The organism is Shigella sp. FJ200513 (genome assembly GCF_040495915.1).
In the GTDB taxonomy this organism is placed as follows: domain Bacteria; phylum Pseudomonadota; class Gammaproteobacteria; order Enterobacterales; family Enterobacteriaceae; genus ECMA0423.
The window spans coordinates 12,201-33,446 of record NZ_JBDYCV010000017.1; the positions used below are offsets into that span (position 1 = coordinate 12,201).

Below are 21,246 nucleotides of genomic sequence, written 5' to 3' on the forward strand. Positions count from 1 at the left end.
ATCGCCATGTTTACCTTTATCAAAAAAGTCATCAAAACCGGCACGGCGACCTCGTCTTATCCGCTGGAGCCGATTGCGCAAGGACAATCGGCAAACGGTGCAGTACACTGCGTTGATTGCGTGTAAAGGGATGAAAATGATGACGACGATGCTGGAAGTGGCGAAGCGCGCCGGGGTTTCAAAAGCGACCGTTTCCCGCGTGCTTTCAGGTAATGGCTACGTCAGCCAGGAGACTAAAGATCGCGTGTTTCAGGCGGTAGAAGAGAGCAGTTACCGCCCAAATTTGCTGGCCCGCAATCTGTCGGCGAAGAGTACTCAGACGCTGGGGCTGGTAGTGACCAACACGCTTTATCACGGCATTTATTTTAGTGAATTACTGTTTCATGCCGCGCGAATGGCGGAAGAGAAAGGGCGACAGTTGCTATTGGCAGATGGTAAACACAGCGCCGAAGAAGAGCGCCAGGCGATTCAGTATCTGCTGGATTTGCGCTGCGACGCCATTATGATTTACCCGCGTTTTTTAAGCGTGGATGAGATTGATGACATCATTGACGCGCACAGTCAGCCGATAATGGTGCTTAATCGCCGCCTGCGCAATAATAGCAGCCATAGCGTCTGGTGCGATCATAAACAGACCAGCTTTAACGCCGTGGCAGAGTTGATAAACGCCGGGCATCAGGAGATTGCTTTCCTTACCGGCTCGATGGATTCCCCCACCAGCATTGAACGTCTTGCCGGGTATAAAGACGCGCTGTCGCAGCATGGTATTGCGCTCAATGAAAAACTTATCGCTAACGGTAAATGGACGCCCGCCAGCGGGGCCGAAGGGGTAGAAACGTTGCTCGAACGAGGGGCTAAATTTAGCGCGTTAGTTGCCAGTAACGACGATATGGCGATAGGTGCGATCAAAGCGTTGCACGAGCGCGGCGTAGCGGTGCCAGAGCAGGTGTCAGTTATCGGATTCGATGATATCGCAATTGCCCCCTATATCGTTCCGGCGCTCTCCAGCGTAAAAATTCCGGTGACTGAGATGATTCAGGAAATTATTGGACGGCTGATTTTTATGCTCGATGGCGGGGATTTCTCACCGCCGAAAACCTTTAGCGGAAAACTGATCCGCCGCGACTCACTCATTGCCCTTTCGCGATAAACATTGTCATCACATGTCATCGTCACTAGTGTCGATGACATCTTTTTTCCTGCATTACAGAAATTAATTTCCTTAAATAACAGCAAATTAAAAACTGGCATGATTTGTGAGTGTATCGGCGCATTAACTGTCATTGCTGGAGAATTTGATGAACCGTTTCATCATTGCTGACGCGAGTAAATGTATTGGTTGCCGTACCTGTGAAGTGGCGTGCGTGGTTTCTCATCAGGAAAATCAGGACTGTGCATCGCTGACCCCGGAAACATTTTTACCGCGTATCCATGTCATTAAAGGTGTGAACATTTCCACGGCGACAGTTTGCCGTCAGTGTGAAGATGCACCGTGCGCTAACGTCTGCCCGAATGGTGCTATCAGCCGTGATAAAGGGTTTGTTCCTGTGATGCAGGAACGTTGCATTGGTTGCAAAACCTGCGTGGTGGCTTGCCCGTATGGCGCGATGGAAGTGGTGGTACGTCCTGTGATTCGCAACAGCGGCGCGGGTCTGAATGTACGGGCTGACAAAGCCGAAGCCAATAAATGCGACCTGTGCAACCATCGTGAAGACGGCCCGGCGTGTATGGCGGCTTGCCCGACCCATGCGCTGATTTGTGTCGATCGTAATAAACTTGAACAACTGAGCGCAGAAAAACGCCGCCGTACGGCGCTGATGTTCTAAAAATCTTACAGAACTGTTCTGGCATCAAAGGAATTCCCGGAAATATTCGTAGAATACGGAGCGGGCGGTATCGCCGACCTGAGACTGCCGGATACGACGCTGTCGTGTCCGGCAGGGCGGGTTACGCAATTCATGATGGCGGGAATAACTCAATGGCAAAAAACACATCTTGCGGTGTCCAACTGCGTATTCGTGGCAAAGTGCAGGGCGTCGGTTTTCGTCCGTTTGTCTGGCAGCTGGCACAGCAATTAAATCTTCACGGCGATGTATGTAATGACGGCGATGGCGTAGAAGTCCGGCTGCTGGAAGACCCGGAAACGTTTCTTGTTCAATTGCATCAGCACTGTCCGCCACTGGCGCGTATTGATAGCGTCGAGCGTGAGCCGTTTATCTGGTCACAACTGCCCACCGAGTTCACCATCCGCCAGAGCACCGGCGGCACCATGAATACGCAAATTGTCCCGGATGCCGCCACTTGCCCTGCTTGCCTTGCCGAAATGAATACCCCAGGCGAGCGGCGTTATCGTTATCCGTTTATCAACTGTACCCACTGCGGCCCGCGTTTCACCATTATTCGCGCGATGCCTTACGACCGCCCGTTTACCGTGATGGCGGCGTTTCCGCTATGTCCGGCCTGTGACAAAGAGTACCGCGACCCGCTCGATCGTCGCTTCCACGCCCAGCCGGTGGCCTGCCCGGAGTGTGGCCCGCATCTTGAATGGGTAAGTCATGGTGAACATGCAGAACAAGAGGCGGCATTACAGGCAGCTATCGCACAGTTAAAAATGGGCAACATTGTCGCCATCAAAGGGATTGGCGGATTTCATCTTGCCTGCGATGCACGTAACAGTAACGCGGTGGCGACACTGCGGGAGCGCAAACATCGCCCGGCGAAACCGCTGGCAGTCATGTTGCCAGTGGCAGAAAGTTTACCAGACGCTGCGCGCCAGTTGCTTACCACGCCCGCTGCGCCGATTGTGCTGGTGGATAAAAAATACGTACCTGAGCTTTGTGATGATATCGCCCCTGGCCTTAACGAAGTCGGGGTGATGTTGCCTGCGAACCCGCTCCAGCATTTGCTGTTACAGGAACTGCAATGCCCGCTGGTGATGACCTCCGGCAACCTGAGCGGTAAACCACCAGCTATCAGCAACGAACAGGCGCTGGCGGATTTGCAGGGCATTGCCGACGGATTCTTGCTACATAACCGCGACATCGTGCAGCGGATGGATGATTCAGTGGTGCGCGAAAGCGGCGAAATGCTGCGCCGTTCGCGGGGGTATGTGCCGGATGCGCTGGTTTTGCCTCCGGGCTTTAAAAATGTTCCGCCTGTGCTGTGTCTTGGCGCGGATCTGAAAAATACCTTCTGCCTGGTGCGCGGTGAACAAGCGGTGTTGAGTCAGCATCTGGGCGATTTAAGTGACGATGGCATCCAGATGCAGTGGCGCGAAGCGTTACGCCTGATGCAAAACATCTACGATTTCACTCCGCAATACATTGTGCATGATGTGCATCCGGGCTATGTCTCCAGCCAGTGGGCGAGCGAAATGAATCTGCCGACGCAAACGGTACTGCATCATCATGCCCATGCAGCGGCGTGTCTGGCAGAGCATCAGTGGCCGCTGGATGGCGGTGATGTCATTGCTTTGACGCTCGACGGTATCGGTATGGGGGAGAATGGCGCTTTGTGGGGCGGCGAGTGCCTGCGGGTGAACTATCGCGAATGTGAGCACCTGGGCGGCTTGCCTGCAGTGGCGCTTCCGGGTGGCGATTTGGCGGCGAAGCAGCCGTGGCGAAACCTGCTGGCGCAGTGCCTGCGCTTTGTGCCGGAGTGGCAGAATTACCCTGAAACGGCAAGTGTGCAACAGCAAAACTGGAGCGTACTGGCGCGGGCCATTGAGCGTGGAATTAACGCGCCGCTGGCATCATCGTGTGGGCGGTTGTTCGATGCAGTGGCGGCGGCACTGGGCTGTGCGCCAGCCACGTTAAGTTATGAAGGTGAAGCGGCTTGTGCTCTGGAGGCGCTCGCAGCCTCATGCGACGGAGTGACGCATCCGGTGACGATGCCGCGGGTGGACAATCAACTGGATCTCGCCACTTTCTGGCAGCAGTGGCTGAACTGGCAGGCACTGGTTAATCAACGCGCGTGGGCGTTTCATGATGCGCTGGCGCAGGGTTTTGCCGCGTTGATGCGTGAGCAGGCCACGATGCGTGGTATCACTACGCTGGTATTTAGCGGCGGGGTTATTCATAACCGTTTGCTGCGTGCACGTCTGGCGCATTATCTCGCTGATTTCACATTGCTCTTTCCACAGAGTTTACCGGCGGGTGATGGCGGTTTGTCTCTGGGGCAGGGGGTTATTGCTGCGGCGCGTTGGTTAGCGGGTGAAGTCCAGAACGGATAAAGCGTGTTGCATTTGGACACCCTTGCCGGATGCGGCGTAAATGCCTTATCCGGCCTACACATGCGTCCCCGTAGGTCGGATAAGACGCGCCAGCGTCGCATCCGACATTTTAGGCACAGTAGCCCACCTACACCGGCAACGTTTTCAACAATACAAATGCCTCTTTCATCCGATCCTCACTGACCACAAAGGCGCGAAGCTGGTCAGCATCGTCAACGCCGCGCGCCACCATTCCCTGGCGTTCGGTATTAATCTGCCAGCGTAAATCCTGACGCTGGGTTTCGCCTGCCAGATGCAGCGGTAATTCCGGCGTTTTGATTTTCACCAGCATCGCCGGTAGTTTCAGCGGCGTGTTATTGCCGAGAAGATTTTTTGCCAGCACCATCCCGCTAAGTTGAATCGGCTGCAGGAACGGCAATACCTGACCGTTAATTTCCGCGCAATCGCCCAGCGCGTAAATATCGGCATTACTGGTTTGCAGATAACTATCGACGCAAACGCCGCGATTAATCGTCAGCCCGGCGCGTCGTGCCAGGGCTGTTTCCGGGCGCAGTCCGGTGGCGGCAATTACCGCATCCACTTCGATACTACGCTGGTGGTCCAGCGTTGCCAGAATGCCAGAATCCGTTTTTTCCAGCCCCTGCAACTGAGATTTCAACAGCAGATGAACGCCCATCTCCGTCAACCGATGCTGCAAGCGGCTGCTTACTTCTGGTGGCATTAATGACGCCAGAATACTGGCAGCGTTGTCGATTAGCGTGACCGCTTTGCCTGCACGACAAAAATCCATCGCCAGTTCGCTACCAATCAAACCACCGCCGACAATCAACACGCGTCGGGCATCCCGCAGTTGCGTTTCACAGGCGCGATACTCTTGCTGACTATTTAACGTCAGCATTAACTCACGCCCAGGCACAGGCGGGACAAAGGCGCTGGCACCGGTTGCCAGCACTAACTTGTCGTATTGCCACTGATTATTCTGGCTTTTCACCACATGGGCTTCGGCATCGATATCCGTCACCCAGGTGTGCGGAAACAGGCGCAGATTAAACTGCCCGGCAAATTCACCCGCCGTCTGGCGGGTAAGGTCGTCGGCACGTTGCCCCTGACTGATAACATGGCTGAGGTCGGGTTTGTTGTACTCATCTATGCTGTCGGCGGCAATCAGGGTTAATGGAATAGTGGCGTCCTGTTTGCGAATATTTTTCACCAGTTGGCGGGCGGCGAAGCCCGAACCGATGATCACAATGCCGTTGCTCATTTTGCCTCCGATGCTAGTTCGTCAAAGACGTCTTTGCCGAGGGAGCATTCCGGGCAGAGGAAGTTATCCGGGACTTCACTCCACGGCGTTCCTGGCGCAACGTCCTGCATTGGCTCGCCTTTTGCCGGATCGTAAATCCACTGGCAGACGCTGCACTGCATTCGTGGGCCGAGGTCAGCCGTCGTCGTGGCAGAGGTTTCTTCTTTAACTACCGTATTCACCGTGCTCTGCGGCAGCGGCGCGAGCGCCCACTGACGGGCGATTTCGCGACCGTGTTCACGGCATAACTCCAGAGCGTCCTGGTCTGGTCGCCATTTGGCTTTCAGGCTGAGCGACATTTCGAAACCCGCATCCTGCAGGCGCGTGGAAAGGCGATCCATCGCACCGCCGCTCCAGCCGTGAGATCCGAAAGCACTGGCGCGTTTGTTACGGAAGCGTAATCCGGTCATCTCCTCCACCAGCCCGGCGATTTTCGGCATCATCACGTTATTCATCGTCGAAGTGCCGACCAGCACGCCTTTTGAGCGGAAGACATTGGTCAGGATTTCGTTTTTATCGCTTCGGGCGACGTTGAAAATTTTCACCGCCACGCGTGGGTCGGTTTCCGCAATTCCCTGGGCGATAGCGTCAGCCATCATGCGGGTGTTATTCGACATGGTGTCGTAGAAAATGGTGATTCTGTCTTCCTGATAATCAGCGGCCCACTTCAGGTACAGCTCGACAATTTGCGTCGGGTTATCGCGCCAGACCACGCCGTGGGAGGTCGCTATCATATCGACTGGTAAGTTAAAGCCCAGGATCTCGGTAATTTTCGGCGTTACCAGGCGGCTGAACGGCGTCAGGATATTGGCGTAGTAACGCTGGCACTGCTCGAAAAGCTCCGTCTGATCCACTTCATCGTTGAACAGATGCTCGTCGCAGTAGTGCTGACCGAAAGCATCGTTACTGAACAGCACCGCGTCGCCTGTCAGGTAAGTCATCATGCTGTCCGGCCAGTGCAGCATTGGTGTTTCGACAAAAATGAGCTGTTTGCCGTTGCCGATATCCAGCGTGTCGCCAGTTTTCACCACATTAAAATTCCACTCCGGATGATGGTGATGACCATTTATCGAGTCGATAGCGTTGGCAGTACAGTAGATCGGCGTATCGGGAATTTGCGCCATCAGTTCGGTCAGCGCCCCGGCGTGGTCCTCTTCTGCATGGTTAATCACGATGTAATCGATATCCGCCAGATCGATTTCATTACGCAGGTTCTGCACAAATTCGCGGCTGAATTTATGGTCGACGGTGTCGATCAGCACGTTTTTTTCTTCGCGGATGAGGTAGCTGTTGTAGCTGCTGCCGCGCAGCGTTTTATATTCCGTGCCGTGAAAATCACGCACTTCCCAGTCACGTTGACCCACCCAATGAATGTTATTTTTCACCACAATAGACATAGCAACCTCAATTTATTCAGCGTGTTCTAAAAAGATGTCTTGCTAATTGCAGATTGCGTGCCAGTTTCTTATCTGATTGTTTTTACTCTATAAATAAAATTATGCTCATTAATGAGTAGTCAAAATGACTATCAATCAAATGGTCGATATGACAATATCTATAGTCAAATTGACAGTGAGGCAAAGATGAGTTTTTCCGTTGATGTGCTGGCGAATATCGCCATCGAATTGCAGCGTGGGATTGGTCATCAGGATCGTTTTCAGCGCCTGATCACCACGCTACGTCAGGTGCTGGAGTGCGATGCGTCTGCGTTGCTACGTTACGATTCGCGGCAGTTTATTCCGCTTGCCATCGACGGTCTGGCAAAGGATGTACTCGGTAGACGCTTTGCGCTGGAAGGGCATCCACGGCTGGAAGCGATTGCCCGCGCCGGGGATGTGGTGCGCTTTCCCGCAGACAGCGAATTGCCCGATCCCTATGACGGTTTGATTCCTGGGCAGGAGAGTCTGAAGGTTCACGCCTGCGTTGGTCTGCCATTGTTTGTCGGACAAAACCTGATCGGCGCACTGACGCTCGACGGGATGCAGCCCGATCAGTTCGATGTTTTCAGCGACGAAGAGTTACGGCTGATTGCCGCGCTGGCGGCGGGAGCGTTAAGCAATGCGTTGCTGATTGAACAACTGGAAAGCCAGAATATGCTGCCAGGCGATGCCACGCCGTTTGAAGCGGTGAAACAGACGCAGATGATTGGCTTGTCCCCTGGCATGACGCAACTGAAAAAAGAGATTGAGATTGTGGCGGCGTCCGATCTCAACGTTCTGATCAGCGGTGAGACGGGAACCGGTAAGGAGCTGGTGGCGAAAGCGATTCATGAAGCCTCGCCACGGGCGGTGAATCCGCTGGTCTATCTCAACTGTGCCGCACTGCCGGAAAGTGTGGCGGAAAGTGAGTTGTTCGGGCATGTGAAAGGAGCGTTTACTGGCGCTATCAGTAACCGCAGCGGGAAGTTTGAAATGGCGGATAACGGTACTCTGTTTCTCGATGAGATCGGCGAGTTGTCGTTGGCATTGCAGGCCAAGCTGCTGAGGGTGTTGCAGTATGGCGATATTCAGCGCGTTGGCGATGACCGTAGTTTGCGGGTCGATGTGCGCGTGCTGGCGGCGACTAACCGCGACTTACGCGAAGAGGTGCTGGCAGGGCGATTCCGCGCCGATTTGTTTCATCGCCTGAGCGTGTTTCCACTTTCGGTGCCGCCGCTGCGTGAGCGGGGCGATGATGTCATTCTGCTGGCGGGGTATTTCTGCGAGCAGTGTCGTTTGCGGCAGGGGCTCTCCCGCGTGGTATTAAGTGCCGGGGCGCGAAATTTACTGCAACACTACAGTTTTCCGGGAAACGTGCGCGAACTGGAACATGCTATTCATCGGGCGGTAGTGCTGGCGAGAGCCACCCGCAACGGCGATGAAGTGATTCTTGAGGCGCAACATTTTGCTTTTCCTGAGGTGACGTTGCCGCCGCCAGAAGCGGCGGCGGTGCCCGTTGTTAAGCAAAACCTGCGTGAAGCGACAGAAGCGTTCCAGCGTGAAACTATTCGCCAGGCACTGGCACAAAATCATCACAACTGGGCAGCCTGTGCGCGAATGCTGGAAACTGACGTCGCCAACCTGCATCGGCTGGCGAAACGTCTGGGATTGAAGGATTAAATAATCCCGGCCTGATAGAAATCCTGCAGGTTAATTGCGCCGGTGAGTTTGCCGTTTTCATCTACCACTGGTGCGGCAGTGATTTTGCGTTTCATCAGAACTTCTTTGGCGTCGATGGCGCGACTTTGTGCCTGTAATGTGGTGCCGCCTGTCGTCATCGCTTCATTAACTGGCGTGGTGAGTGCGCCGCCGCCTACCAGCCAGCGACGTAAATCGCCGTCGGTAAAGACGCCTTGTACCTGTTGTTGAGCGTCACATACCGCCACCAGCCCCAGACCGGTGCGGCTGAGTTCCAGCATCGCATCCATCACGCTGGCGGTTAACGCTACCTGTGGGATAGCGTCATCACGACGCATCAGATGATGCACTTTATTCAGCAAGCGAGCGCCCAGTGCCCCAGCTGGGTGGGAGCGGGCAAAATCTTCTTCATTAAAACCGCGCGCCTGCATGACCGCCATCGCCAGCGCGTCACCCATCATCAGGGTATTGACGGTGCTGGAGGTCGGCGCAAGGTGCATCGGGCAGGCTTCGCGTTCTACGGAGATATCCAGCACCGCTTTCGCCGCCAGGCCCAGCGGTGACGTCGGTTTGCCGGTCATCGCCAGCAGCGCGATAGATTTATCTTCCAGACGCGGAATAATCAGATCCAGTTCCTTCGCGCCACCGGAGTAAGAGATAAACAGCATCACATCGCGGCTTTCAATCATCCCCAGATCGCCGTGCAGTGCTTCTGCCGGATGGACAAAAAAAGCCGGTGTGCCGGTACTGGCAAGTGTTGCGGCGATTTTCTTACCAATGTGGCCCGATTTGCCAATTCCCGAAACCACCACTTTGCCTTCGCAGTGCAGGATGATATTGGCGGCGCGAACAAAATCATCGCCCAGACGTTCCGGTAAACGGCTTGCTTCCTGCAACTCCAGCATTAACGTCTGACGTCCCGTGTTCAGTAGTGCTTCACTCATTGCTCTCTCCGGTTATGATCACATCGATCCCTTTCTCTTCCAGCGCCTGACGAAACGCCGGATCGATACCTGCGTCGGTAATTAGCTTATCGACGCTTTCAAGACTGCAAACTACGTTGGGGCTTTTACGGCCAAACTTTGATGAGTCCGCCATCAAAATCACTTCGCGCGCGGCATTGCACATTGCCTTACTGACGGTATAAACCTCGTTGAACGTGGTTACGCCCGCATTGAGATCGATGCCGTCGGTGCCCATAAACAATTTATCGAAGGTGAAATGCTCGAAGGCATTCTCTGCCAGTTGCCCGTGAAATGAGGCCGATTTTTTGCGAAATGTTCCGCCTGGCATCAGGATAGTTTGTTCGTTATCCAGTTCGGATAGCGCATTGACGATATGCAGGCTGTTGGTCATCACCGTGATGTTATTAAAGCGCGAGAGCAGGGGAACAATCTGCAAAACGGTACTGCCAGCATCAAGAATGATCGAATCGCCATCATGGATAAAACTAACGGCAGCTTCTGCAATCAGCTCTTTCTTGTGGGTGTTGATGAGCGTTTTATGATCGATAGGCGGATCGGATTCCTCTTTATTCAACACCACTCCGCCATAAGTACGAATGACGGTTCCGGCATGTTCCAGAATGACCAGATCTTTGCGAATGGTTGTGCCTGTGGTGTCAAAGTATTGCGCCAATTCTTCAACCGAGCATTTACCCTGCTTTTGCAGATACTCCAGAATGGCGGCCTGACGCTGACGAGGTTTCATGGGCGTGATTACCTGATTTAGGTTTCAAAATGATAACTTCGCAAGCAAGTAACATTCACAACGAAATTATCCACGTTTCAGTTTAAGCGCCAATGATAGAGCATTCTGTGATAGTGGATCATGGGGAAAGATCACATCGGGCTGTAAATCACCCGCATGCATGCCGGTAATTGCGGGAATTTTTTGCGGTCGGGCGAAGACAGTCAGTCCTTTCATAAACAAGGTGTCGACGATGCACTGCTGATCGTCCAGCGCGATGGCGACCACGACCCGCGGTTTAAAGCGCCCGCTGGAACGGTCCACGCCAACCCGCCCTTGCTGGCATAGTGTGTCGAAGGCACGGTTAAAACGAGAAATTTGCCAGCCGCCTAAGGCCAGTTGCGCACACCAGGCGATAACGGCGACGGTGATGAGTGCGGATACCATAACTTTTCCTTAATGTAGTGGCGGAAGTCCTGTATGCCTGATGAGCGTAGCGCATCAGGCATTCTATAGTCTCACGGAGATCCTTAACGGATCTCCGCTGTTGATCAGAACATCACCTGACCGCCGGTGACATTGATCGACTGTCCGGTGCAGTACGACGCCTTAGGACTGGCGTAGAACAGCAGCATATTCAGCACATCTTGATAATCGCAGCCGCGTTTGAGCGGTACTTTGTCGATGTAATACTGCTCGACTTGATCCGGTTTGATACCCAGCTTGGTCGCGTATTGTGGCAACAGTGACTGGAACATCCGCGATTTCAGCAGGTTACCGAGCATCAGTGAATGCACCGTAATGCCGTACTCCGCCAGATCCAGCGCCAGTGATTGAGTCAGCCCGACGCCACCAAATTTCGCTGCGCTGTAGCCAGAGTTGTGTTTGCTGCCCACTTTGCCGGATTTCGAGTTGATCTGAATAATGCGACCCTGAATCCCGTCGCGGATCATCAAACGCGAAAATTCACGGGCACACAGGAAATAACCCACCAGATTCACTTGTAGCGAACGGTCAAAATCGCCGAGCTGGAAGTCGCTGATAAAGGCTGCTTTTGCTATTCCGGCGCTATAGACCAGCAAATCCACGCGACCAAAGATTTCATCTACCCCACGAGAGAGCGCCAGAACGCTTTGCTCGCTAGTGGCGTCAGCACCAAAACCGTACGCCATACCTTCACCATATTCGGCGTTAATTTCTTGTGCCACATTTGCGGCTTTGTCGCTCTGAATATCGACAACCGCGACGCGATACCCCTCGGCAGCCAGACCGTGGCACAGGAACGCGCCTAAGGTTTGCCCACCACCGATGACAACGGCAACCTGATTCATTTTTTACTCCTTAACAGATTCAAACTTCAAAACCGATCCCGGCGCGATATCGTCGGGTACAGGGCCTGCCACATGGACAGTGCCCGGAAATTCCGCTTCGTTTAAACCATCGAAGCGCAGGGTGACATGACCCAGTTCGCGAAGGTTGTCTTCCGCCACGCTGCCAACAGCGGTCACCGGATAGCGATGCTGCCCGAGTGAAAATTGCAAACCGGGATGGAGTGCACCTTTCAACTCGCCGTGGCAATGAATGAAGCAATACTCTTCGAGGTCCGCTGGCGCGCCTTCACGAAAGGTGATGAGCATCTGGTCGCTGAGGGCGTCAGTGGCACTCGCGCCGATACGGGTGATGGTGGTCTGATAAATAACGGTCATGTTTCAGCCTCTATTGATAGATAAAACCGGAGACAAACCAGGCGATCAGTACAGTCGGCGCGCCGGTTAAAAAGCGGCTCACCAGTACAGAAGGGACACCGACGCGAACCGTGTCCTGACGGGCTTCCGCCAGCGACAAACCGACCGGGATGAAGTCGCAAGCCGCCTGCGCGTTGATGGCAAACAGTGCCGGTAAAGCCAGATGCGGCGGAATATTGCCGAGACCAATCTGCACGCCAATCAATACGCCGATAACCTGTGCGATAACTGCGCCTGGGCCGAGGAAAGGTGAAAGCAGTGGGAAGGAGCAGATGAGCGCCAGCATGACCAGACCCAGTGGATGGCTCGCTAGCGGAGCAAGACCGTGGGCAATCCAGTCACCAAGGCCAGAAGCCATAATGATGCCAATGAGCGCCGAGACGAATGCCATAAACGGCAGAATGGTTTTTAATACAGTGTCGATGGTGTCACGACCAGACTGAAACAACACGGCAACGGCGGACCCCATGCCCATTCCCACCTTCGCCAGTAAACCATCGCTTTGTTCGGTGATTTTCTTACTGGTGTCATAGTCACGGCCCACGGAAGAGGGTTGTGGTGTCGCATCACCCACTACAGTGATGTTTTCTTCTTTTACGCCAGAGACATAAATATCTTCCACAATGTACTGCGCCAGCGGACCGGACTTGCCCGTCGAGTGGATATTAATGGTGGGAATACGTCGTTTCGGATAGATGCCGCAGCGTAATGTGCCGCCACAGTCGATTACCGCGACACCAATTTCCGCCTCCGCGGGTTCACCTTCTTTAAATCCGTCAATAGCCTGCCAGCCAGTAAGTTGTGCCAGTTTGTCAACAATCGCAGGCCGGGTACCGGCGGTGATATAGACGATTTTTTTGCCCGGCGTGGCTTCCAGCTCAAGCGGGCCGCCCCAGCCACCCGTTCCTTTTTCGATCCGAATACGCGTCATGATGTTGCTCCTGCCAGGTGAACTTTTTGTTCAAGTTGAATGCCCATCTTTTTCTCAAAAATGGCGGTGGTCAGATCGGTCACCCAGCCGCGGAAGAAATTGGTGACCAGACCAACCAGCAGATAACTCACCGCCAGTGGGCCAAGTGGCAGGTTCAGCGTTGTCAGACCGCTGGCAATGCCAAGATAAACAAACAGTTCGCAGGGTTGATATGGGGGAAGAGGCCATTCATTGAGTGGCAGCTATAAGAGGCCGCCGCGTAGTAGCTGGGTTTGTACTTTTCCGGCATAAAGCGACCCAGGCTTAAGGTCATCGGATTGCAAAAGACAAACGTGCCAATGCACGGTAACAGTAGGTAACGGGAAACAGGGTTACCGGCGCAACGTTGAGCAAAACGTTCAATACGATGCTGACCGATAAAATTAATCAGTGCGTTCATGATAACCTGCAGGCTAATCAACAGCGGAAGAATGCCGGTCACCATCCCGGTAAACACCTCTCCGCCCTTTTGGAACAGCCCGATAAACCACTCTGCACCATGAGTAATGGTTTCTATCATTGTTCTCTCCTTCAGGATTTATTGTTTTATTACCAAACGGCAACCTAATCTAATCAGGTTGAAAGGTTTAAAAGTGTTATTTTGATCGTAAAATGAAAGATAAATATTTTAATTTGAAAGTTTGAATAAAAGTATAGCGAGGGGAATGAGTTGAGTTATGTAAAGTCCGTATCGGGCAGTGACTACCGCTTCCTTGTGCGGGGTGTGATGCTTTACCATACTTGCCCCTGGTTGAATCTGTTAAATGGACCCCTCATGTTCAAGCGTCGTTATGTAACATTGCTTCCCCTTTTTGTGTTGCTTGCCGCCTGTAGCAGCAAGCCAAAACCTACTGAGACTGAAACGACCACCGGAACGCCGTCTGGCGGCTTCCTGCTTGAGCCGCAGCACAATGTGATGCAGATGGGCGGCGATTTCGCTAATAACCCGAATGCCCAGCAGTTCATCGACAAAATGGTGAACAAACACGGTTTCGATCGTCAGCAGTTGCAGGAAATTCTCTCCCAGGCGAAGCGTCTGGATTCGGTACTGCGGCTGATGGATAACCAGGCACCAACCACATCGGTGAAACCGCCATCAGGTCCGAACGGCGCATGGCTGCGTTATCGCAAAAAATTTATTACGCCGGACAACGTGCAGAACGGTGTGGTTTTCTGGAATCAGTATGAAGATGCGTTGAATCGCGCGTGGCAGGTGTATGGCGTACCGCCGGAAATTATCGTCGGGATTATCGGCGTTGAAACCCGCTGGGGGCGCGTGATGGGGAAAACTCGCATCCTCGATGCGCTGGCAACGCTGTCATTTAACTACCCACGCCGCGCGGAGTATTTCTCTGGCGAGCTGGAAACCTTCCTGCTGATGGCGCGCGACGAGCAGGACGATCCGCTCAATCTGAAAGGTTCCTTTGCCGGGGCGATGGGCTACGGACAGTTTATGCCGTCGTCTTACAAACAATATGCGGTAGATTTCAGCGGCGACGGGCATATCAACCTGTGGGATCCGGTTGATGCGATCGGTAGCGTGGCGAACTATTTCAAAGCGCACGGCTGGGTGAAAGGCGATCAGGTCGCGATAATGGCAAACGGTCAGGCTCCAGGCTTGCCAAATGGTTTCAAAACTAAGTACAGCATTTCGCAGCTTGCCGCCGCAGGTTTAACGCCACAGCAGCCGCTGGGCAACCATCAACAAGCCAGCCTGCTGCGTCTGGATGTTGGCACCGGCTACCAGTACTGGTACGGTCTGCCGAACTTCTACACCATCACCCGTTACAACCACAGCACCCATTACGCAATGGCGGTCTGGCAGTTAGGACAAGCCGTGGCGCTGGCGCGAGTACAGTAGCTATTTACAAGAGGGGGGCGTGAGCTTCCCTCTGGCTAATCAGCTTTTTTCTGAATCCTCCTCGTAAAATTGCAACGCCAACACCATCTTCCTGACGAAAGTGCTATCTTGTCCGGCATAAATTTTTGACTGACAGAGGTTGTGATGACTGACAGTGAACTGATGCAGTTAAGCGAACAGGTTGGGCAGGCGCTGAAAGCCCGTGGCGCAACCGTAACAACTGCCGAGTCTTGTACCGGTGGTTGGGTAGCGAAAGTGATTACCGATATTGCCGGTAGCTCCGCCTGGTTTGAACGCGGATTTGTCACCTACAGTAACGAAGCCAAAGCGCAGATGATCGGCGTACGCGAAGAGACGCTGGCGCAGCATGGCGCGGTGAGTGAACCCGTCGTGGTGGAAATGGCGATAGGTGCACTGAAAGCGGCTCGTGCTGATTATGCCGTGTCTATTAGTGGTATCGCCGGGCCGGATGGCGGCAGTGAAGAGAAGCCTGTCGGCACCGTCTGGTTTGCTTTTGCCACTGCCCGCGGTGAAGGCATTACCCGGCGGGAATGCTTCAGCGGCGACCGTGATGCGGTGCGTCGTCAGGCTACTGCGTATGCATTGCAGACCTTGTGGCAACAATTTCTACAAAACACTTGATACTGTATGAGCATACAGTATAATTGTTTCAACAGAACATATTGACTATCCGGTATTACCCGGCATGACAGGAGTAAAAATGGCTATCGACGAAAACAAACAGAAAGCGTTGGCGGCAGCACTGGGCCAGATTGAGAAACAATTTGGTAAAGGCTCCATCATGCGCCTGGGTGAAGACCGTTCCATGGATGTGGAAACCATCTCTACCGGTTCGCTTTCACTGGATATCGCGCTTGGGGCAGGTGGTCTGCCGATGGGCCGTATCGTCGAAATCTACGGACCGGAATCTTCCGGTAAAACCACGCTGACGCTGCAGGTGATCGCCGCAGCGCAGCGTGAAGGTAAAACCTGTGCGTTTATCGATGCTGAACACGCGCTGGACCCAATCTACGCACGTAAACTGGGCGTCGATATCGATAACCTGCTGTGCTCCCAGCCGGATACCGGCGAGCAGGCACTGGAAATCTGTGACGCCCTGGCGCGTTCTGGCGCAGTAGACGTTATCGTCGTTGACTCCGTGGCGGCACTGACGCCGAAAGCGGAAATCGAAGGCGAAATCGGCGACTCTCACATGGGCCTTGCGGCACGTATGATGAGCCAGGCGATGCGTAAGCTGGCGGGTAACCTGAAGCAGTCCAACACGCTGCTGATCTTCATCAACCAGATCCGTATGAAAATTGGTGTGATGTTCGGTAACCCGGAAACCACTACCGGTGGTAACGCGCTGAAATTCTACGCCTCTGTTCGTCTCGACATCCGTCGTATCGGCGCGGTGAAAGAGGGCGAAAACGTGGTGGGTAGCGAAACCCGCGTGAAAGTGGTGAAGAACAAAATCGCTGCACCGTTTAAACAGGCTGAATTTCAGATCCTCTACGGCGAAGGTATCAACTTCTACGGCGAACTGGTTGACCTGGGCGTAAAAGAGAAGCTGATCGAGAAAGCAGGCGCGTGGTACAGCTACAAAGGTGAGAAGATCGGTCAGGGTAAAGCGAATGCAACTGCCTGGCTGAAAGATAACCCGGAAACCGCGAAAGAGATCGAGAAGAAAGTACGTGAGTTGCTGCTGAGCAACCCGAACTCAACGCCGGATTTCTCTGTAGATGACAGCGAAGGAGTAGCAGAAACTAACGAAGATTTTTAATCGTTCGTTATTGATGATAATAGATAATGTGTGCACGGACGGTCCCCTCGCCCCTTTGGGGAGAGGGTTAGGGTGAGGGGAACAGGCCAGCACTGGCGTGAAAAATTACTCTCACCTCGATCCTCTAACGAATTGGGCCTGCGGGAACATTCTGCATACTCATTGACTATTAAATCTGTTTATCAGCAAAACCTGGGGCGCATCTGCGGCCCTTTTGCTTTTTTAAGTTGTAAGGATATGCCATGACAGAATCAACATCCCGTCGCCCGGCATATGCTCGCCTGTTGGATCGTGCGGTACGCATTCTGGCGGTGCGCGATCACAGTGAGCAAGAACTGCGACGTAAACTCGCGGCACCGATTATGGGCAAAAATGGCCCAGAAGAGATTGATGCTACGGCAGAAGATTACGAGCGCGTTATTGCCTGGTGCCATGAACATGGCTATCTCGATGACAGCCGATTTGTTGCGCGCTTTATCGCCAGCCGTAGCCGCAAAGGGTATGGACCTGCACGTATTCGTCAGGAACTGAATCAGAAAGGTATTTCCCGCGAAGCGACAGAAAAAGCGATGCGTGAATGTGACATCGACTGGTGCGCACTGGCGCGCGATCAGGCGACGCGAAAATATGGTGAACCTTTGCCAACTGTCTTTTCAGAAAAAGTTAAGATCCAGCGTTTTCTGCTCTATCGTGGCTATCTGATGGAAGATATCCAGGATATTTGGCGAAATTTTGCCGACTGAACGCATACGGTATTTTACTTCCCAGTCAAGAAAACTTATCTTATTCCCACTTTTCAGTTACCAGCCCGGCGGTTAAGACACGCTGGAGCTGGTGGCGATATTTCGTTAGCTTGATTTCAGGATAATTATGAGCAAGAGCACCGCTGAGATCCGTCAGGCGTTTCTCGACTTTTTCCATAGTAAGGGACATCAGGTAGTTGCCAGCAGCTCCCTGGTACCCCATAACGACCCAACTTTGTTGTTTACCAACGCCGGGATGAACCAGTTCAAGGATGTGTTCCTTGGGCTCGACAAGCGTAATTATTCCCGCGCTACCACTTCCCAACGCTGCGTGCGTGCGGGTGGTAAACACAACGACCTGGAAAACGTCGGTTACACCGCGCGTCACCATACCTTCTTCGAAATGCTGGGCAACTTCAGCTTCGGCGACTATTTCAAACACGATGCCATTCAGTTTGCATGGGAACTGCTGACCAGCGAAAAATGGTTTGCCCTGCCGAAAGAGCGTCTGTGGGTTACCGTCTATGAAAGCGACGACGAAGCCTACGAAATCTGGGAAAAAGAAGTCGGGATCCCGCGCGAACGTATTATTCGCATCGGCGATAACAAAGGTGCGCCATACGCATCTGACAACTTCTGGCAGATGGGTGACACTGGTCCGTGCGGCCCGTGCACCGAAATCTTCTACGATCACGGCGACCACATTTGGGGTGGCCCTCCGGGAAGTCCGGAAGAAGACGGCGACCGCTACATTGAGATCTGGAACATCGTCTTCATGCAGTTCAACCGCCAGGCAGATGGCACGATGGAACCGCTGCCGAAGCCGTCTGTAGATACCGGTATGGGTCTGGAGCGTATTGCTGCGGTGCTGCAACACGTTAACTCTAACTATGACATCGACCTGTTCCGCACGTTGATCCAGGCGGTAGCGAAAGTCACTGGCGCGACCGATCTGAGCAATAAATCGCTGCGCGTAATCGCTGACCACATTCGTTCTTGTGCGTTCCTGATCGCGGATGGCGTAATGCCGTCCAATGAAAACCGTGGTTATGTACTGCGTCGTATCATTCGTCGCGCAGTGCGTCACGGCAATATGCTCGGCGCGAAAGAAACCTTCTTCTACAAACTGGTTGGTCCGCTGATCGACGTTATGGGCTCTGCGGGTGAAGACCTGAAACGCCAGCAGGCGCAGGTTGAGCAGGTGCTGAAGACTGAAGAAGAGCAGTTTGCCCGTACTCTGGAGCGCGGTCTGGCGTTGCTGGATGAAGAGCTGGCAAAACTTTCTGGTGATACGCTGGATGGTGAAACGGCTTTCCGTCTGTACGACACCTATGGCTTCCCGGTTGACCTGACGGCTGATGTTTGTCGTGAGCGCAACATCAAAGTTGACGAAGCTGGTTTTGAAGCAGCAATGGAAGAGCAGCGTCGTCGCGCGCGCGAAGCCAGCGGCTTTGGTGCCGATTACAACGCAATGATCCGTGTTGATAGTGCATCTGAATTTAAAGGCTATGACCATCTGGAACTGAACGGCAAAGTGACCGCGCTGTTTGTTGATGGTAAAGCGGTTGATGCCATCAATGCCGGCCAGGAAGCTGTGGTCGTGCTGGATCAAACGCCATTCTATGCGGAATCCGGCGGTCAGGTTGGTGATAAAGGCGAACTGAAAGGCGCTAACTTCTCCTTCGCGGTGGAAGATACGCAGAAATACGGCCAGGCGATTGGTCACATCGGTAAACTTGCTGCGGGTTCTCTGAAAGTGGGCGACGCTGTGCAGGCTGATATTGATGAGGCTCGTCGCGCCCGTATTCGTCTGAATCACTCCGCAACGCACCTGATGCACGCTGCGCTGCGCCAGGTTCTGGGGACTCATGTATCGCAGAAAGGTTCACTGGTTAACGACAAGGTGCTGCGCTTCGACTTCTCACACAACGAAGCGATGAAACCGGAAGAGATTCGTGCGGTCGAAGACCTGGTGAACGCACAGATTCGTCGCAATTTGCCGATCGAAACCAACATCATGAATCTCGAAGCGGCGAAAGCGAAAGGTGCGATGGCGCTGTTCGGCGAGAAGTATGATGAGCGTGTACGCGTGCTGAGCATGGGCGATTTCTCCACCGAGCTGTGTGGCGGTACTCACGCCAGCCGCACTGGTGATATTGGTCTGTTCCGCATCATCTCTGAATCGGGTACTGCTGCAGGCGTTCGTCGTATCGAAGCGGTAACCGGAGAAGGCGCTATCACCACCGTTCATGCAGACAGCGATCGCTTAAGCGAAGTCGCGCATCTGCTGAAAGGCGATAGCAATAATCTGGCGGATAAAGTGCGCTCAGTACTGGAACGTACGCGTCAGTTAGAAAAAGAACTACAACAGCTTAAAGAACAAGCTGCCGCACAGGAGAGCGCAAATCTTTCCAGTAAGGCAATTGATGTTAATGGTGTTAAGCTGTTGGTTAGCGAGCTTAGCGGTGTTGAGCCGAAAATGTTGCGTACCATGGTTGACGATTTAAAAAATCAGCTGGGGTCGACAATTATCGTGCTGGCAACGGTAGCCGAAGGTAAGGTTTCTCTGATTGCAGGCGTATCTAAGGACGTCACAGATCGTGTGAAAGCAGGGGAACTGATTGGTATGGTCGCTCAGCAGGTGGGCGGCAAGGGTGGTGGACGTCCTGACATGGCGCAAGCCGGTGGTACGGATGCTGCGGCCTTACCTGCAGCGTTAGCCAGTGTGAAAGGCTGGGTCAGCGCGAAATTGCAATAATATAAGCGTCAGGCAATGCCGTGGACTCGCTTCACGGCATTCGCATTAACGCTATCGACAACGATAAAGTCAGGTTGAAGTTGTGTATATCGGCTAAACTTAGGTTTAACAGAATGTAATGCCATGACTGCTTACATGTAATGTGTTTGTCATTGCTTACTTTTTGGCGTTATATGATGGATAATGCCGGGATACAGAGAGACCCGACTCTTTTAATCTTTCAAGGAGCAAAGAATGCTGATTCTGACTCGTCGAGTTGGTGAGACCCTCATGATTGGGGATGAGGTCACCGTGACAGTTTTAGGGGTAAAGGGCAACCAGGTACGTATTGGCGTAAATGCCCCGAAGGAAGTTTCTGTTCACCGTGAAGAGATCTACCAGCGTATCCAGGCTGAAAAATCCCAGCAGTCCAGTTACTAATCTTTCCGCGTCTCATCTTTATCGGTGAGACGCACCCTCAAAATTTCTCCTTCACTCTATAGTCTTTTCGCTTTACTCCCGTTCATTCAACTTAAGTCTCCATTTTTTTGCATTACTGCTATCTGCCAGACCTCCGTTTTTCTGTAGATAAAACACTCTTTTTGACGCTTTTACAGACTAATTGAGCGTGAAGTGTGCAAACGATAAAAGTGTGGGAAAAATTGTTTGACTTATAAGTCTCAGAAAGTAATATGTGCGCCACGCAGCGATGATGAGCGATAAACAAGTTCTTCGAAGCACTCGTAAGAGGCGTGTGGTGAGGTGGCCGAGAGGCTGAAGGCGCTCCCCTGCTAAGGGAGTATGCGGTCAAAAGCTGCATCCGGGGTTCGAATCCCCGCCTCACCGCCATTTGCATCCGTAGCTCAGCTGGATAGAGTACTCGGCTACGAACCGAGCGGTCGGAGGTTCGAATCCTCCCGGATGCACCATCTCTTACTTGATACGGCTTTAGTAGCGGTATCAAAAAATCTGCAGTAAAGTAAGTTTCCCGATGCATCCGTAGCTCAGCTGGATAGAGTACTCGGCTACGAACCGAGCGGTCGGAGGTTCGAATCCTCCCGGATGCACCAT

At 53.2% G+C, this 21,246-nt stretch carries 18 protein-coding genes, 3 tRNA genes and 2 pseudogenes; 14 read left to right on the forward strand and 9 right to left on the reverse strand.

The genetic code is table 11. The annotated features are described in order from the left end of the window. Nucleotides 1–6 precede the first annotated feature (6 nt). The 4 genes and pseudogenes from ABZJ92_RS05920 to hypF all read left to right on the forward strand — a co-directional run. Nucleotides 7–78, forward strand: a pseudogene (locus ABZJ92_RS05920) (hypothetical protein); the annotation flags it as partial. 61 nt (nucleotides 79–139) lie between these two features. Next, a complete protein-coding gene (gene ascG, locus ABZJ92_RS05925) occupies nucleotides 140–1,150 on the forward strand; it encodes a DNA-binding transcriptional regulator AscG (RefSeq protein ID WP_005051459.1) in 1,011 nt (336 codons plus the stop codon). A gap of 148 nt (nucleotides 1,151–1,298) precedes the next feature. After that, nucleotides 1,299–1,826: an electron transport protein HydN gene (gene hydN / locus ABZJ92_RS05930; protein WP_001078784.1), complete on the forward strand. Its 528-nt coding sequence runs from the start codon at nucleotides 1,299–1,301 to the stop codon at nucleotides 1,824–1,826. 152 nt (nucleotides 1,827–1,978) lie between these two features. After that, a complete protein-coding gene (gene hypF / locus ABZJ92_RS05935) occupies nucleotides 1,979–4,231 on the forward strand; it encodes a carbamoyltransferase HypF (RefSeq protein WP_001107668.1) in 2,253 nt (750 codons plus the stop codon). Nucleotides 4,232–4,358: 127 nt separating this feature from the next. Here hypF and norW read toward each other — a convergent pair whose 3' ends face one another. Then, a complete protein-coding gene (gene norW / locus ABZJ92_RS05940; RefSeq protein ID WP_000064736.1) occupies nucleotides 4,359–5,492 on the reverse strand; it encodes an NADH:flavorubredoxin reductase NorW in 1,134 nt (377 codons plus the stop codon). Then, complete coding sequence (norV, locus tag ABZJ92_RS05945; RefSeq protein WP_000029605.1) at nucleotides 5,489–6,928, reverse strand: anaerobic nitric oxide reductase flavorubredoxin; 1,440 nt, start codon at nucleotides 6,926–6,928, stop codon at nucleotides 5,489–5,491. Before norV ends, norW begins: the two co-directional genes overlap by 4 nt. A 186-nt stretch (nucleotides 6,929–7,114) precedes the next feature. Between norV and norR the strand changes: the two genes are divergently transcribed. Continuing rightward, nucleotides 7,115–8,629: a nitric oxide reductase transcriptional regulator NorR gene (norR, locus tag ABZJ92_RS05950; protein WP_000010783.1), complete on the forward strand. Its 1,515-nt coding sequence runs from the start codon at nucleotides 7,115–7,117 to the stop codon at nucleotides 8,627–8,629. On the opposite strand, the gene gutQ is transcribed toward norR, so the two are convergent. From gutQ to srlA, 7 genes and pseudogenes are all read right to left on the reverse strand, one after another. After that, nucleotides 8,626–9,591 (reverse strand): arabinose-5-phosphate isomerase GutQ, encoded by a 966-nt coding sequence (gene gutQ, locus ABZJ92_RS05955; protein ID WP_001287442.1) that lies wholly within the window; start codon nucleotides 9,589–9,591, stop codon nucleotides 8,626–8,628. The genes norR and gutQ overlap by 4 nt on opposite strands. Next, entirely contained in the window at nucleotides 9,584–10,357 is a 774-nt protein-coding gene (gene srlR / locus ABZJ92_RS05960) for a glucitol operon DNA-binding transcriptional repressor SrlR (RefSeq protein ID WP_000804545.1), read from the reverse strand. The genes gutQ and srlR overlap by 8 nt, the downstream gene beginning before the upstream one ends. Before the next feature lie 66 nt (nucleotides 10,358–10,423). Next, complete coding sequence (gutM, locus tag ABZJ92_RS05965; RefSeq protein WP_000252901.1) at nucleotides 10,424–10,783, reverse strand: transcriptional regulator GutM; 360 nt, start codon at nucleotides 10,781–10,783, stop codon at nucleotides 10,424–10,426. Between the two features lie 104 nt (nucleotides 10,784–10,887). Then, nucleotides 10,888–11,667: a sorbitol-6-phosphate dehydrogenase gene (gene srlD / locus ABZJ92_RS05970; protein WP_001077344.1), complete on the reverse strand. Its 780-nt coding sequence runs from the start codon at nucleotides 11,665–11,667 to the stop codon at nucleotides 10,888–10,890. Nucleotides 11,668–11,670: 3 nt separating this feature from the next. Next, on the reverse strand, nucleotides 11,671–12,042 hold the full coding sequence (gene srlB / locus ABZJ92_RS05975) for a PTS glucitol/sorbitol transporter subunit IIA (RefSeq protein WP_000216201.1): 372 nt from the start codon (nucleotides 12,040–12,042) through the stop codon (nucleotides 11,671–11,673). A 10-nt stretch (nucleotides 12,043–12,052) separates the two neighbouring features. Next, nucleotides 12,053–13,012: a PTS glucitol/sorbitol transporter subunit IIB gene (gene srlE, locus ABZJ92_RS05980; protein ID WP_000196934.1), complete on the reverse strand. Its 960-nt coding sequence runs from the start codon at nucleotides 13,010–13,012 to the stop codon at nucleotides 12,053–12,055. Continuing rightward, nucleotides 13,009–13,571: pseudogene (srlA, locus tag ABZJ92_RS05985) on the reverse strand (PTS glucitol/sorbitol transporter subunit IIC). Before srlA ends, srlE begins: the two are co-directional and overlap by 4 nt. Nucleotides 13,572–13,826: 255 nt before the next feature. Here srlA and mltB point away from each other — a divergent pair. The 9 genes from mltB to ABZJ92_RS06030 all read left to right on the forward strand — a co-directional run bounded on the left by mltB (nucleotide 13,827) and on the right by ABZJ92_RS06030 (nucleotide 21,245). Continuing rightward, nucleotides 13,827–14,912, forward strand: a complete 1,086-nt coding sequence (gene mltB / locus ABZJ92_RS05990; protein ID WP_005051417.1) for a lytic murein transglycosylase B — start codon at nucleotides 13,827–13,829, stop codon at nucleotides 14,910–14,912. Nucleotides 14,913–15,056: 144 nt separating this feature from the next. Further along, nucleotides 15,057–15,554, forward strand: a complete 498-nt coding sequence (pncC, locus tag ABZJ92_RS05995) for a nicotinamide-nucleotide amidase (RefSeq protein ID WP_000132231.1) — start codon at nucleotides 15,057–15,059, stop codon at nucleotides 15,552–15,554. A 79-nt stretch (nucleotides 15,555–15,633) separates the two neighbouring features. Next, on the forward strand, nucleotides 15,634–16,695 hold the full coding sequence (gene recA / locus ABZJ92_RS06000) for a recombinase RecA (RefSeq protein WP_000963143.1): 1,062 nt from the start codon (nucleotides 15,634–15,636) through the stop codon (nucleotides 16,693–16,695). A 242-nt stretch (nucleotides 16,696–16,937) separates the two neighbouring features. Next, a complete protein-coding gene (gene recX / locus ABZJ92_RS06005) occupies nucleotides 16,938–17,438 on the forward strand; it encodes a recombination regulator RecX (RefSeq protein ID WP_000140506.1) in 501 nt (166 codons plus the stop codon). A gap of 127 nt (nucleotides 17,439–17,565) precedes the next feature. Beyond that, on the forward strand, nucleotides 17,566–20,196 hold the full coding sequence (alaS, locus tag ABZJ92_RS06010; RefSeq protein ID WP_000047164.1) for an alanine--tRNA ligase: 2,631 nt from the start codon (nucleotides 17,566–17,568) through the stop codon (nucleotides 20,194–20,196). Between the two features lie 234 nt (nucleotides 20,197–20,430). Next, nucleotides 20,431–20,616, forward strand: coding sequence for a carbon storage regulator CsrA (csrA, locus tag ABZJ92_RS06015; RefSeq protein WP_000906486.1), 186 nt, complete (start codon nucleotides 20,431–20,433; stop codon nucleotides 20,614–20,616). 315 nt (nucleotides 20,617–20,931) lie between these two features. Beyond that, nucleotides 20,932–21,024: transfer RNA gene (locus ABZJ92_RS06020), tRNA-Ser, on the forward strand. A 3-nt stretch (nucleotides 21,025–21,027) separates the two neighbouring features. Continuing rightward, a tRNA-Arg gene (locus tag ABZJ92_RS06025) sits at nucleotides 21,028–21,104 on the forward strand. A 64-nt stretch (nucleotides 21,105–21,168) separates the two neighbouring features. Beyond that, nucleotides 21,169–21,245 (forward strand) — tRNA-Arg (locus ABZJ92_RS06030). Nucleotide 21,246 lies beyond the last annotated feature (1 nt).

Coding starts and splice junctions, on each gene's coding strand:
- hypF (WP_001107668.1), top strand. CDS start 1,979: ATGGCAAAAAACACATCTTGCGGTGTCCAACTGCGTATTCGTGGCAAA.
- srlE (WP_000196934.1), bottom strand. CDS start 13,012: ATGACGCGTATTCGGATCGAAAAAGGAACGGGTGGCTGGGGCGGCCCG.
- gutQ (WP_001287442.1), bottom strand. CDS start 9,591: ATGAGTGAAGCACTACTGAACACGGGACGTCAGACGTTAATGCTGGAG.
- gutM (WP_000252901.1), bottom strand. CDS start 10,783: ATGGTATCCGCACTCATCACCGTCGCCGTTATCGCCTGGTGTGCGCAA.
- mltB (WP_005051417.1), top strand. CDS start 13,827: ATGTTCAAGCGTCGTTATGTAACATTGCTTCCCCTTTTTGTGTTGCTT.
- srlB (WP_000216201.1), bottom strand. CDS start 12,042: ATGACCGTTATTTATCAGACCACCATCACCCGTATCGGCGCGAGTGCC.
- norW (WP_000064736.1), bottom strand. CDS start 5,492: ATGAGCAACGGCATTGTGATCATCGGTTCGGGCTTCGCCGCCCGCCAA.
- srlD (WP_001077344.1), bottom strand. CDS start 11,667: ATGAATCAGGTTGCCGTTGTCATCGGTGGTGGGCAAACCTTAGGCGCG.
- hydN (WP_001078784.1), top strand. CDS start 1,299: ATGAACCGTTTCATCATTGCTGACGCGAGTAAATGTATTGGTTGCCGT.
- norR (WP_000010783.1), top strand. CDS start 7,115: ATGAGTTTTTCCGTTGATGTGCTGGCGAATATCGCCATCGAATTGCAG.
- pncC (WP_000132231.1), top strand. CDS start 15,057: ATGACTGACAGTGAACTGATGCAGTTAAGCGAACAGGTTGGGCAGGCG.
- alaS (WP_000047164.1), top strand. CDS start 17,566: ATGAGCAAGAGCACCGCTGAGATCCGTCAGGCGTTTCTCGACTTTTTC.
- recA (WP_000963143.1), top strand. CDS start 15,634: ATGGCTATCGACGAAAACAAACAGAAAGCGTTGGCGGCAGCACTGGGC.
- ascG (WP_005051459.1), top strand. CDS start 140: ATGACGACGATGCTGGAAGTGGCGAAGCGCGCCGGGGTTTCAAAAGCG.
- csrA (WP_000906486.1), top strand. CDS start 20,431: ATGCTGATTCTGACTCGTCGAGTTGGTGAGACCCTCATGATTGGGGAT.
- norV (WP_000029605.1), bottom strand. CDS start 6,928: ATGTCTATTGTGGTGAAAAATAACATTCATTGGGTGGGTCAACGTGAC.
- recX (WP_000140506.1), top strand. CDS start 16,938: ATGACAGAATCAACATCCCGTCGCCCGGCATATGCTCGCCTGTTGGAT.
- srlR (WP_000804545.1), bottom strand. CDS start 10,357: ATGAAACCTCGTCAGCGTCAGGCCGCCATTCTGGAGTATCTGCAAAAG.